The 13,415-nt window shown below is 34.3% G+C and carries 13 protein-coding genes; 8 read left to right on the forward strand and 5 right to left on the reverse strand.

Annotated features, from left to right (window positions below; all coding sequences use genetic code 11):
* Nucleotides 1–270 precede the first annotated feature (270 nt).
* The 6 genes from AAGU07_RS03030 (at nt 271) to AAGU07_RS03055 (ending at nt 6,973) form a co-directional block, all read left to right on the forward strand.
* On the forward strand, nt 271–681 hold the full coding sequence (locus tag AAGU07_RS03030; RefSeq protein WP_342457742.1) for a hypothetical protein: 411 nt from the start codon (nt 271–273) through the stop codon (nt 679–681).
* Nucleotides 682–907: 226 nt separating this feature from the next.
* The gene (locus AAGU07_RS03035) at nt 908–2,674 is read left to right on the forward strand and encodes an adenosylcobalamin-dependent ribonucleoside-diphosphate reductase (RefSeq protein WP_342459334.1); all 1,767 of its coding nucleotides are present in this window, start codon (nt 908–910) and stop codon (nt 2,672–2,674) included.
* 112 nt (nt 2,675–2,786) lie between these two features.
* Nucleotides 2,787–3,338 carry a class IV adenylate cyclase gene (gene cyaB / locus AAGU07_RS03040; protein ID WP_342457743.1) on the forward strand — a complete coding sequence of 184 codons (552 nt, stop codon included), beginning with the start codon at nt 2,787–2,789 and terminating at the stop codon, nt 3,336–3,338.
* Nucleotides 3,339–3,819: 481 nt separating this feature from the next.
* Nucleotides 3,820–4,995 carry a homocitrate synthase family protein gene (locus tag AAGU07_RS03045; protein WP_342457744.1) on the forward strand — a complete coding sequence of 392 codons (1,176 nt, stop codon included), beginning with the start codon at nt 3,820–3,822 and terminating at the stop codon, nt 4,993–4,995.
* 49 nt (nt 4,996–5,044) lie between these two features.
* On the forward strand, nt 5,045–6,292 hold the full coding sequence (gene hacA / locus AAGU07_RS03050) for a homoaconitase large subunit (RefSeq protein ID WP_342457745.1): 1,248 nt from the start codon (nt 5,045–5,047) through the stop codon (nt 6,290–6,292).
* A gap of 147 nt (nt 6,293–6,439) precedes the next feature.
* The gene (locus AAGU07_RS03055; protein WP_342457746.1) at nt 6,440–6,973 is read left to right on the forward strand and encodes a chorismate lyase; all 534 of its coding nucleotides are present in this window, start codon (nt 6,440–6,442) and stop codon (nt 6,971–6,973) included.
* A gap of 122 nt (nt 6,974–7,095) precedes the next feature.
* Here the strand turns inward: AAGU07_RS03055 and AAGU07_RS03060 are convergent, their stop codons facing one another.
* Complete coding sequence (locus AAGU07_RS03060; RefSeq protein ID WP_342457747.1) at nt 7,096–8,037, reverse strand: alpha/beta hydrolase; 942 nt, start codon at nt 8,035–8,037, stop codon at nt 7,096–7,098.
* Between the two features lie 337 nt (nt 8,038–8,374).
* On the opposite strand from AAGU07_RS03060, the gene fen reads away from it, so the two are divergent.
* Nucleotides 8,375–9,364, forward strand: coding sequence for a flap endonuclease-1 (gene fen / locus AAGU07_RS03065; protein ID WP_342457748.1), 990 nt, complete (start codon nt 8,375–8,377; stop codon nt 9,362–9,364).
* A 31-nt stretch (nt 9,365–9,395) separates the two neighbouring features.
* Nucleotides 9,396–9,839: a hypothetical protein gene (locus AAGU07_RS03070; RefSeq protein WP_342457749.1), complete on the forward strand. Its 444-nt coding sequence runs from the start codon at nt 9,396–9,398 to the stop codon at nt 9,837–9,839.
* Nucleotides 9,840–10,136: 297 nt separating this feature from the next.
* On the opposite strand, the gene AAGU07_RS03075 is transcribed toward AAGU07_RS03070, so the two are convergent.
* The 4 genes from AAGU07_RS03075 to AAGU07_RS03090 all read right to left on the reverse strand — a co-directional run bounded on the left by AAGU07_RS03075 (nt 10,137) and on the right by AAGU07_RS03090 (nt 13,404).
* The gene (locus AAGU07_RS03075; protein ID WP_342457750.1) at nt 10,137–10,730 is read right to left on the reverse strand and encodes a zinc dependent phospholipase C family protein; all 594 of its coding nucleotides are present in this window, start codon (nt 10,728–10,730) and stop codon (nt 10,137–10,139) included.
* Between the two features lie 398 nt (nt 10,731–11,128).
* Nucleotides 11,129–12,091: a 5,10-methylenetetrahydromethanopterin reductase gene (gene mer, locus AAGU07_RS03080; protein ID WP_342457751.1), complete on the reverse strand. Its 963-nt coding sequence runs from the start codon at nt 12,089–12,091 to the stop codon at nt 11,129–11,131.
* Between the two features lie 307 nt (nt 12,092–12,398).
* Nucleotides 12,399–12,833: a hypothetical protein gene (locus tag AAGU07_RS03085; RefSeq protein WP_342457752.1), complete on the reverse strand. Its 435-nt coding sequence runs from the start codon at nt 12,831–12,833 to the stop codon at nt 12,399–12,401.
* 52 nt (nt 12,834–12,885) lie between these two features.
* Nucleotides 12,886–13,404 carry a hypothetical protein gene (locus AAGU07_RS03090; RefSeq protein WP_342457753.1) on the reverse strand — a complete coding sequence of 173 codons (519 nt, stop codon included), beginning with the start codon at nt 13,402–13,404 and terminating at the stop codon, nt 12,886–12,888.
* Nucleotides 13,405–13,415: the final 11 nt, after the last annotated feature.

Below are 13,415 nucleotides of genomic sequence, written 5' to 3' on the forward strand. Positions count from 1 at the left end.
TCTTTTGTATCTTTAGGTAATAATATATCTAGAAATTATCGAGATAAAAGTACAATACTGATTTAATTTGAAATAAATATCATTCTAAAAATGCAGTTTACTTTAAAATTGATCACACTTGTTTTTAAATTTAATGAGTCATAGTTCAATAAGATATTGATACTGATACTTCCAAATATTACACTAGATTTATTAACTATATTTATAATAGATAAATCTATTTATATATGTTTCTTAACATCCCATTAAAATATATCTATAGGCAAGACTATGATAAGCCCCAAAGTGTACCAACAACAAATTCAAGATCTTGGAATTGAAGGCCTAGTTGTATCTCCAGGAAATATAGAAGAAGCATTGATTCTTTTAGATGCACTTGAAGAAATAGAAAAAATTTTAGAAAGGATAAGACACAACATCCGTATAGATATAAGGGCCATTAGAATAGATTATATGGAAAAAATAAAAGATATAAAAGATTCTTCAAAAGTAATGGGCTTGTACAGTAAACAACGCTCCATGAAAGACAAAATCAGTGACAAAAGAAAATTAATAGACGAACGCGACCTGAAAATCGCGCCCTACGAATCTATTGAATATACTGTGGATGAATACCTGAGACAGATTAAAAATATAAAAAATTATCTTAAAAATTATTCCATAAAATATTCTGATGAGTAACTCATTAGAAAATTAATTTATTTTTAAAGTATCTAATTTATTTGAGTTAATTTTTAATTCACCCAATTTTAGTTTTATTAGTCCAAGCATTATCCCCTACAACTTATTTCTACACTTAACTAAAAGTTCAATTATAGAAAAGACAATATTATTGAAAATCAATATATTATTAATGTATTCAATCGCCTAAGGAGGCACTTAAATCAAATCAAAAAATGATTTAAAAATTTCATTTAATGCACTTAAGGTGCTTCAAAAAAGATATTTAATTAAAGATGAAGATGGAAATATTATTGAAACTCCAGAAAAAATGTTTAAAAGAGTTTCAAAAGCAGTAGCATGTGCAGATAATTTATATAATGATACTGATACTTATAAAACAGAAAAAGAATTTTACCGTGCCATGTCCGGGCTTGAGTTTCTTCCAAATTCACCAACTTTGATGAATGCAGGTACTCCCATTAATCAGCTTTCTGCATGTTTTGTCATATACATAGAAGATTCTATAAATGGAATCTTCAATGCATTAAAACATATGGCACTCATCCATAAGTCAGGGGGTGGAGTTGGATTTTCATTTTCTAAGATAAGACCTAAAGGTGATGTTGTAAAATCAACAAAAGGAGTCGCATCTGGACCCACATCATTCATGAAAATTTTTGATGTCGCCACAGAAGTTATAAAACAGGGTGGAAGGAGAAGAGGGGCAAACATGGGAATACTAGATATCAGACATCCAGATATAATTGAATTTATTACATCAAAAGAACATGAAGATGTTCTAACTAATTTTAACATTTCTGTAGCTGTTGATGATGAATTCATGAATGCCACTGCAAATAATGAAGAATATGATCTTATAAATCCAAGAAATAGAAAACATGTTAAAAAGCTGAATGCAGGAAAAGTGTTTGACACCATAGTAAATACAGCATGGAAATGCGGAGATCCCGGAATTATATTTATCGATGAAATAAACAGGAAAAATACAATTCCTAATGCAGGTATAATAGAAGCTAGCAACCCCTGCGCCGAGCAGCCGCTTCTAAATTATGAATCATGTAATTTAGGCTCCATAAACCTGGTAAAAATGGTTAAATCTGGCAAAATTGATTTTAATAAGTTAAAAAATGTAGTTGAAACTGCTGTACACTTCTTAGATAATGTAATTGATGTAAATAACTTCCCAATTTCAAAAGTAGAAACAGAAACCCTTAAAAACAGGAAAATTGGTTTGGGAATCATGGGATTTGCAGAAATGCTTATAATGCTTGAAATTCCCTATGATTCACAGGATGCACTTGATACAGCTGAAGAAATAATGAAATTTATTACATGCCATGCAAGAAAGGCTTCAGCTGAACTGGGGAGATTAAGAGGTTCTTTTCCCAATTTTAAAGGGAGTATATATGATAAAAAAGGTTTTCAAGCTATGAGAAATGCAACAGTGACTACTATTGCACCTACAGGTACCATAAGCATAATTGCAGATACAACCAGCGGAATCGAACCGCTGTTTGCTGTTTCATTTATCCGTGATGTAATGGAAGGAGAAAAGCTGCTGGAGGTCAATAAACTCTTTGAAAGTACCGCAAAGAAAGAGGGATTTTACAGCAAGGAATTAATGACTGAAATTGCTAAAAAAGGATCCATACAGAATATAGATGAAATTAGCGAAAGTATTAAAAGAGTATTCCAAACCGCACATGAAATAAGCCCCAAGTGGCACGTTAAAATGCAGGCAGCATTTCAAAAACACGTGGATAATGCGGTTTCAAAAACCGTGAATTTACCGAATAATGCTTCTCCAGAAGACGTGAAAGAAATTATGTTAATGGCCTACAAACTTAAGTGCAAGGGAATTACAGTGTATCGATATGGAAGCAAAAAACAGGTTTTATATTTAAATTCATACCAAGATAACAAGAAGAAATATCTAAATGTTGATTCCGAATATTCAGGAGGATGCCCTTCCTCAAGCTGTCCACTTTAGTGGACATATAATAGGAATAAGACACATCATATAGATAATAGAATAAAGCTCATATTAACCATGGTATTATAAATTTAGAGAGTAAATTAAAAAGTATATTGATGGTGGTTTAATGATAGAAGTTGAAGCTAAAGCTCATGTTAGCGATTTTAACAGCGTTTTGGAAAAGTTAAAAGAAATTGGTGCTGAAAAAGTAATGATAGAACACCAGAAAGATACCTATTTTAACAACCCTGAGTACAGGGACTTTGAAAAAAGTGATGAAGCACTGCGAATAAGGAATACTACTATAAATAACGAAAAATCTGAGATAATCCTTACATACAAAGGCCCTAAACTGGATGATGTAAGTAAAACACGTAAAGAAATAGAAGTTAACGTAGAAGACTCCAAAAATGCTGGTTTAATCTTAGAAAATCTTGGATTTAAACCCGCTGCAGATGTAGAAAAAGAAAGAACCACATATTCATTCCAGGAATTTAGCATATCACTTGATAAAGTCCACAAAGTTGGAAGCTTTGTTGAAATAGAAAAAGGGATGGTTGAAGGGGAAGATTTTAAAGAAGCAATTGATAAAATATTTCACATATATAAAAAACTCGGAATTGAAGACGGATTCGAACGAAGATCATATTTGGAGCTTATAGGAGTTTATAAAGATTGAAAACTCCTAAAATTGTTTTTATAGATTTATTTTGCATTAACTGTTATACATTAAAACTAATTTAAATCCCAAAATATCAACATCAAGATAGATATTAAACTGAATAATTACACGTAATTTCCAAAATTTATTCTTTTTTTGTCAATTTAATTTCATTTAAGGTTGCCATTTGAATAATAATACGTTAAAAATAGATAAATAATCACAAAAAATGCAAATACTATATTTTATATAAATTAAAAACAAAAAGTACATAGCTTAAAAAGGTAAAATTGATAAAAAAACTAAACTTAATATACAATTATTATTCTACTTAGATCAATTTAGATAAATATAATTTCATAACTTGAATAGTAATGTAAAAAATCGTTAAACCATACAGGTATTAAAATAAAGCACGATTTAAGGTATGCATTACATTTAAGATATTATAATTAATACAACGCGCATAAACGGAAAATAAACTAAGGTGGGGAACGTTTTGAAATATTTTGTCAGTCCTTATAACGACTCGGTAGATTTGAAATTTCCAAAAGATATCACAATATATGATACGACAATGAGAGATGGGGAACAAACCCCGGGAGTATGTTTAAGACCTTCTGAAAAGTTACAAATTGCAAGAAAACTTGATGAACTTGGAATACATCAAATAGAAGCTGGATTTCCAATAGTCTCCGAAGAAGAACAACGTGCTGTTAAAGGAATCGTAGATGAAGATTTAGATGCACAGATAATCTGTTTATCAAGGACCAAAAAAGAAGATATTGATGTGGCACTGGACTGCGACGTTGACGGTATAATTACATTTATGGCAACTTCAGACCTTCATTTAAAACATAAATTTAACATGACCCGAGAAGAGGTCTTAAATATGTGTATGGGGGCTGTTGAATATGCAAAGGACCACGGTGTTTTTGTAGCATTTTCAGCTGAAGATGCCACCAGAACAGATTTAAACGTTTTAAAAGATACCTACAAAAGAGCTGAAGAATATGGCGTTGATAGGATACACATAGCTGATACAGTAGGTGCGTTAAGTCCTCAAGGTGCAGAATATCTCGTAAAAGAAATAAGGAAAGATATCAAGACAGGAATAGCAATGCATTGTCACAATGACTTCGGACTTGCCGTTGCAAACACCATTTCAGGGTTCCTTGGTGGTGCAAATGCTGCATCAACTACTATAAATGGAATAGGCGAAAGGGCAGGTAACACATCACTTGAAGAGCTGGTAATGAGTTTAAGAATTATTTACGGCCTTGATCTAGGATTCAATATTAAACATTTCTATGAAATCTCAAGACTGGTTGAAAAACTTACAGGTGTTTCAGTACCTGATAACAAAGCAATAGTAGGAAGAAACGTGTTCAGACACGAATCAGGAATTCATGTAGATGCAGTTATCGAAGAACCACTTACATATGAGCCCTTTTTACCAGAACTGATCGGCCATCACAGAAAAATAGTCCTTGGAAAACATTCAGGCTGCAGGGCAGTTAAAGCGAAGCTTGACGCATGTGGAATCGAAGTGACCAATGACGAACTGTGTAAAATCGTTGACCAGGTTAAAAAAAGTAGAGAAAAAGGCAAATACATAAACGACGAACTTTTCAATAAGATAGTCCGGTCTGTACGCAGTATGGCAGACCTATAATTTACTATTTTAAAACACCTTTAAACATTTATATCCCAGGTTTGATCTTATGAATATCACAGAAAAAATACTTTCACGAGCATCAGGGAAAAAAGAAGTACATCCCGGAGAAATTATCGAAGCTGATATCGATTTAGCAATGTCACACGACGGAACATCACCACCCACCATAAAAACATTTCACAATGTTGCCCAAAAGGTTTGGGACCCTGAGAAGATTGTTATTGTTTTTGATCACAATATTCCTGCAAATAACATTGGCTCTGCCGAATTTCAAAAGGTAGCAAAGAAATTTGCAAAGGAACAGGGAATAACAAACTTATATACTCATGGGGAAGGTATATGCCACCAGGTACTGCCTGAAAGAGGTTATGTCAAGCCAGGAAAAGTCATAGTCGGTGCAGATTCACATACATGTACTTATGGAGCTTTTGGAGCTTTCGCAACAGGTATGGGTGCAACAGACCTTGCAATGGTATATGCAACTGGTAAAACCTGGTTCATGGTACCTGAAGCATTTAAAGTAACTGTTAACGGTGAATTGGGGAAATTTGTATCTGCAAAAGATGTTGTGCTCAACGTGGCTGGTGAAATCGGGTCATCTGGCGCTACCTACAAATCACTGGAATTCCACGGCGAAACAATTGATTCAATGCACCCTGCAGGAAGAATGACCATCTGCAACATGGCAATCGAAATGGGGGCCAAAAATGGAATCATGGAACCAAATAAAAAGACCATTGAATACTTGAAAAATATAGGGATCACTGATTTTGAAGTTGTCAGGTCCGATAAAGATGCCGTCTACGAAAAAGAATACTCTTTTGATGTAAATGACCTTGAACCTCAAATCTCGTGCCCTCATGACGTGGATAATGTTAAAGATATTTCCAACGTAAAAGGGGTATCTATAGACCAGGCACTCATCGGGTCATGTACCAACGGACGTCTTGAAGATCTAAGGGAAGCAGCAGAAGTTTTAAATGGCAAAAAGGTACATGAAGATGTAAGGCTGCTCGTAATACCTGCCTCAGCCAATATATATAAACAGGCCTTAAAAGAAGGACTTATTGAAACGTTCATAGATGCAGGAGCCATAGTATGCAACCCTGGATGCGGACCATGTTTAGGAGCCCATATGGGAGTTATAGGTTCTGATGAAGTATGTGTTTCCACCACAAACAGGAACTTTATGGGCAGAATGGGAGACCCCGAATCGTACCTGTACCTTGCAAATCCTGCAGTTGTAGCTTATTCAGCAGTTTTAGGAGAAATATCAAATCCCCAAGATTTATAAATAATTCAAATTATTGGATCTAACTTATAAATTAAGCTTATATACAGTAAAAAGGATACGATACAAAAAATATTATTCAAAAATTATATAAATTCTCAACACCCTTCAAGTTCATCAAATACTTTAAAAAACACTCAAGGGAAAAATATGAACGTAATGGACCGAATAAAAGAAGTGGAAAAGGACATAGGAAACCTTTCAAGCGCTCAAAAAATACTCCTTGCAACTGATGGATCAGTTACAACAATACTGGACGTATTAAAAGGGCACATAAATGTTGAAACACTTGTTCAGGAATTCAGAGAAGCTGATGATGCTCAAGCTCAAGATCTAGACATTAACAAAGGGGATACTATTAATTACAGAACGGTAGTTATGAGCCACAATCCAGAAGAACCCCTTATACACGCCATATCACTAACTCCTGTGGATAAACTTACCAACAACTTCAAAGAAGACCTCCTAAAGGCAGATATTCCTATTGGACGCATACTTAGAAAATACAATATTGAATCAAGAAGGGAAGTAACCCATATAGGCTTTGAAGAACCAGATGAAGAGCTTAGATCAATATTCAATACAGATTCAACCATGCTTACAAGGGTTTACAACATAATCTATAAAGATGAAATATTAATCCAGATAAAAGAAACATTTCCTTACAGTTTATTCAGGGAATAAATTAGAAATTCAAGTTTATTACCCAAATAAGTTAATATTATCTTTTTATATTTTAAAGGAATTATCTATTATATTCTGTCCAGACTTAACTCAATATATCGCACATTGCAGTTCTAAATAACTTAAGATTGCATTAAATTAGCATCAAAGAAGTCCAAAATCTTTTTTATGTTAAGAGTAGTGAAGAATTGTTCATCCCCATGTCCAGCACCTTGAATAATTTCAAGATATACTTTTTTATCTCCAATTACAATTTTTAGTTTACCTGCAAAGTCTACAGATTGCTGGTAAGGAATCACTCTATCTGCGGTTCCATGCTGTATAAAAAAAGCTGGATCATCGATTGAGATGTATGTCTCTGGATTAGCTTTAGCCACCTGGTCAGGAATTGTGGAAATATCCTGTCCCATGAGTTTTGATTCCAGAGAACTGCTTATGTTACATGTTTCTCCATTAATTCCACTTTCAACGAACTGCTGGTCTATGGTACCGAAATTAATAGGCCCATATAAGTCAACAACTGCTTGAACTCTATCAGAAACATTGGAGTTTCCCAGGCTAGAATTTTGAAGCTTTGTTACACCTCCGGAGGTACCTGCCAGTGCAGCTAAATAACCCCCTGCTGAATTTCCAATAACACCAATTTCACGGGGGTTCATATTATATTGTTTTGCATTAGCCCTTAAATAACGAATAGCTGCTTTAACATCATTAATTTGGGCTGGAAATTTCGCTTCACTACTTAAGCGGTAGTTAATTGAAACAAACGCATAGCCTCTGTCTAAGGCTGCCTGTTTAATTGCATTTAGTTCCGAACTGTTTTTATCTCCTTTATAAAAACTTCCGCCATGGATCGCTATAATAACTGGATAAGGTCCGGTTGTATTTGGAAGATAAATATCCATTTTTTCAGCTGCAGATACATTGGCATAAGCGACATTAGTCAAGCTTTGGCCAGTAATGTTACTAGTGGCATTAACTTCAGTTTGAGAAGCATTTAAAAACCATGATGCGCCCCCAAACACAGCTAAAATCACTAAGATTAATATAACGACTATTTTCAAATTATTCCACATATTTATCCTCATACACTATAAATTTTATAATTTATTTAAAGATTTACCCGATTTATACCCAAATCTATATTAAAAGACCATTAACATTTATTATAAGAAGTTTAGAAGAGATTTTTAGAGATCACGGCCGTTGCAGATATAAGAATCATATTCTTCATATTAACTTTGCGATTTGTACTACAAACAATTTATGATTAGATATCAAACAAAAAAAATAATCTCAAAAATCAGTTTAGATAAATTTAATAAAACATTTACAGATAATTATTTAGAGAATAATCATTTTAAGCCAGACATTATTTTTTAATATTACAGGTGATATAGAATGGGACTTAAATTTAGAGACATCGTATCCTCTCATGAAATAAAACTAGATGAATTAAAGGGCAAAACAGTAGCATTAGATGCAGCAAATACCATTTATCAATTTCTATCAAGTATCAGGCAGATGGACGGCACTCCACTCATGGACAGCCAGGGAAATGTCACGTCTCACCTGAGCGGTATCCTTTACAGGACCTCATCCCTTGTTGAAAAGGGAATTAAACCCATTTATGTTTTCGACGGCAAAGCCCATATCCTTAAAAAAGATACGCAGGATGGGAGGCGTCAGATAAGGGAAGAAGCAGAAGTTCAGTGGAAAAAAGCTGTTGATGAAGGTAGGATTGAAGATGCACGTAAGTTTGCAATGCGTTCATCCAGGATGACCCCCGATATCATTGAAGGGTCTAAAAAGCTCCTTGACTTAATGGGTATCCCTTATATTCAAGCGATATCAGAGGGTGAAGCTCAGGCTTCTTATATGGTAGAAAGAGGTGATGCATGGTGTGTTGCGTCGCAGGATTATGACTGCCTGCTTTTTGGGGCGTCTAGAATGCTTAAAAACATAGCAGCCAGAGGCTCTAAATCAAGGCTAGAAATGATTAACCTCAATGAAATCCTGGAAATGAATGGACTAACCCGCGAACAGCTTGTTGATGTTGCAGTCCTTGTAGGTACTGACTTCAACGAGGGAATAAAAGGAGTTGGGGCTAAAAAAGGACGTAATCTGATTAAAAAACACGGCGATGTTTTTAAGGCGTTGAAACACCTGAAAGCAGAAATGGACGTTGACCCCCAGGAGATCAGGGATATCTTCTTAAACCATGATTTTATCGATGATTATGATATTAAGTGGAAAAAGGCAGATAAAGAAGGGGCAATTAAATTTTTATCTGATGAACACGACTTTTCTGCAGATAGAGTTATGGGAGCTTTGGACAAGTTGAAGAAGTTAAATCCCGCGCAGAAGAGCTTAGAGCAGTGGTTTGGCTAGATTAAACAGCATCTACAATTTTTAAGATAACATGAATAAACAATTTATACGCAAGTACCTTGAGCCGCGTCTTATAATGAGACTTAGAATCTACTCTGCTGTAATGATCATCATGATGGTTATTATAGCTTTTGAAGTGCTGCAGCATACAGTTAATATTTCACTGGCAGCATGTGGAATAGTTATAGGCTTTGTAATAGGCACATTGGTCAGCCGCATGTACCGCTTGAGCTGGGATGAAGATACCAGCCACGTCATTGGCCGAATAGACAGGATCGGCGCGGCTATTCTCGTGTTTTATTTGATCTTCGTATTTACCCGGGCGCATTTTTTAGGGTACTGGATGCAGGGAGCCCCTTTGTTGGCCTTTATTCTTAGCATTACATCAGGGACTATGCTGGGCAGGGTGATGAGCACTAGAAAAGGCATAAATAAGATTTTAAAGGCATTGAAAATTTATGATGTCCTAAATTGATTTTCCGTGAAGAGGTCTTAAAAAGTGAAATGTGTTAAATCCGCGTGGAGTGTTAGGCAAAATAAAGAATAATTTAGAGCAATATCCAATACAGATTCAAAAATGTTAAGGGTTTACAATATAATCTATAAAAAACTCTTAATAAATGAAACATTCCATTTACAGTTTATTTAGAAAATAAATATTAAAAGATGAAATATTAATCCAGATAAAAGAAACATTTCCTTACAGTTTTTATGGAATTAAATGTTAAGATAATTTAATATTTATAAAAATAGCAACGAAATATTAAACAACTTATTGAACACATTCCATTATTGTATTATACGCTATCACGGCGGCATTATCTAAATCAAGTTGAACTAGGGCCATACTCCTCTTTTCAATCCACATGTCCCATCTTGTTTCCCCAGTTTTGTATGCTTCGGTTAATTTTGAGTTTAGACTTTCATTGTGTCCTACTACAGAGAAATTTATGTCTTTAAACTGATCTTCCCGGTACCATATTGTAGAAGGTTTCATTTCTTTAGACTGCTTTTCATAATTTTTATGGTCTGATTTACCTATATTTGCACAATGGGCAACTACATAAGAATCTGAAATATAATGGGATGCCACGCCAAAACAGTAACTCGCATAATTATAGTTGCCTTTATGATATGCTGTTTTTCCCTTTTTTAGCCATTTTATGGCTTTTTCATAGCTTTTAGGATATTTATGGCCCCCATTTCCACCGTCTTTAAATATTAAATCAGGAGCAGCAGCCCCCACTCGCATCTCACTTAAATTCAGGTTATACTGCACATTAAGGGGCATTGCATAGTAAATTTTTTCTGCAATGCTTTCATGAGTAATTACATGCCACGCAGACGCTGAAGGAGAAAATACCATGATAACTACAATCAAAATTATTAAACCTTTTGTTATTTCCCCAATAACTTCAACCACTCCAAAATAATTTAATCATAAGCAAAAAATGTCATGAGCACCAGTGTTATAATATGAATGTATAAGTTATTAAATATTAGTATTAATTTCTTACTATTAAAAATTAGTAGTACATAGTACCAGTTTAAACTGATGATTTTCAACAATTTTCAAAAATTAGTTAAAATTTAAAAAATTAAAATTTCATTTACCTATATCTTAAAATCAATACCTTTGATAATTTTAAAGTACTTTGCACATGTTAAATTGAATTTAATCAGAAATACCTGTTGTAAAAAATTAAAAAAAATATGTTTGTTTTTTTAATACATCTATGATAAACTATCAATCTAGGTTAAAGATTAAAATGTAGATATAACATCGCCCAGTAGTTTTATGGATTTTTCCTTATCAGGGCCAATTGGGGAGCCTGCAACAAACTGAGTTACACCCATTTCCCCGAGGGCTTCAATTTTTGGTATGAAATCATCAGGCGCCCCACAAACAGAGAATGCATCTATTAACTTGCCATCTACAGCGCCAATTGCCCCTCCAAAGTCTCCTTTACCAAGAAATTCTGCTATTTTTCCAGCCACAGCATCTATGCCGTGTCTTTTTAAAACAGGCGCTGGTGAGCCCCGTGCAATAAATGCCACTACTATTTTAGCTGCACCAACAGCTTTACCTGCATCGTCGTCAATGGAACAGCAGGTGTATGCTGCAACGTCTACATCATTTATACTTTTACCGCCTGCTTCGGCACCTTCTTTTATAAGTGGAATTGCAGTTTCAAAATCTTTAGGATTTGAAGCGTTAATTAAGACCCCGTCTGAAATTTCCCCCGCTGTTTTAAGCATCATAGGTCCCTGAGCCCCCATATAAATTGGGACTTTTTCCTGCACTGCTTTAACACCTTTAAGAAATGCACCATTCTCAGTTTTTTCTTTGCGAAGTAGTGTTTCCATGGTGACAATGGATTCTTTTAATGTGCTTACTGGTTTTGTCCATTCGATACCTAAAGCATCAAAAGAGGCTTTATCTCCAGGCCCGATACCTAAAGTTGCCCTTCCGTTTGATAGTTCGTCTATAGTTGCAATTGCTGAAGCAGTTATGGCCGGATTTCTGACGTAGGGATTGGTTACTCCAGGACCAATTTTTATGGTCTCCGTCCCTTCAGCTATCAATCCTAATGTCACATAAACATTTTTATTGTCGTAGTGGTCTGTAACCCACACATATTCAAATCCAACATCTTCTGCCAGTTTTACCAGCTTAACAATTTTATCTACTGGTTCGTTTGGAAGAAATTCTATACCAAATTTCATACTCCCATCTCCTTGAAACTCACGGTCATTTTTTATTAAAACCAATGGTAATTTTTTTATAGAACCACTGGTCATTATTTATTATAACTGGTGGTCATTATTTATAAATGTTTTGTTTTTCCTGTAAAATAGACATAATTGAAATTTAGGGAATAAAAAAAGTATATAATAAGCTTGATTATATTTTAAAAGTTTAATATATGTTAAAAAAGCAAAATAAATTTATATGCGCGTAATTTGAGACTAAAATATGTTGAAGAGTTTGAAAGCGGCTTTGTAAGAATTTTTCTAACCCCCGAATAAAAATTCAATGAGCATATTTTAAAGGAATTAAAAATGCCCCTGCAATAACATAAAGAAACATAATCACTAAAGATATTGCAAATATTATTTTTCCATCATGTTTAGCCCATTTATGGTCCCTTGTAATGAGATATAGAGACATTAAAAATGCCAATGGCGCGAAAAGCACGAGAAAAACATAAGCTACTGCTATAACGGTGTTATATTTCTCCTCATATTCATCATCTAATAAATATTCCTCTCCAGATGGAGGTAAAGAATTTATAGCACTTTGTACTAATTGCCCACCACATTCACATTCTGTGTCAAAGTCATCTGAAGATTCCCCCGGCTGCAATTCATAGTATCCTCCGCACTTATTACAGACCAAATAACCATTTATGACTTTGCCTTCTCTTCTGTTTTTTAGTCTTTTAGTAATTTCTTCATTAGAGACCATTTTAGCACTTTAGTTTAATTTAAGTGGATATATGTTGAAAAGATTTAATTCTTTAAATGACTTTTAAATTCAAGAAGCACGCTGCAAATAACTGCATGCTACGAACGTTAGATATATCCATAGCAGGATTAACAGCAGGTTGGCTGAAATATGCCTTGTAAACGAGAAGCGCTGCGATGCCCATAACAAATATAGGTATTATAGATAGAGCAAGTATTAGTTTTCCGTGAAATTTAGCTCTTTTATTATCTCTTGTAAGCAGATAAAACCCCAGTACAAGTGATATCGGCCAGAAAAGAAAGAATGCAATATAAGCGATTAATATTTCAGTACTGTACATTTTATGTTCATATTCCTCTTCAGACATATAGTACGCTCTTGACACCAAAGAATTCGTATCGTTATGTACCAACTGCCCCCCACATCCACATTCTGTATCAAATTCTTTCCATGATTCCCCCGGCTGTAATTCATAGTATCCTCCACACTTGTTACAGACTAAATAACTATTTAAAGGCGTTCCTTCTCTTTTACTTCTTAATTTTTGTGATATTTCGTCATTAGATACCATTTTAGCACCTT

It is taken from the genome of Methanobacterium sp. (assembly GCF_038562635.1).
Classification (GTDB): Archaea; Methanobacteriota; Methanobacteria; order Methanobacteriales; family Methanobacteriaceae; genus Methanobacterium_D.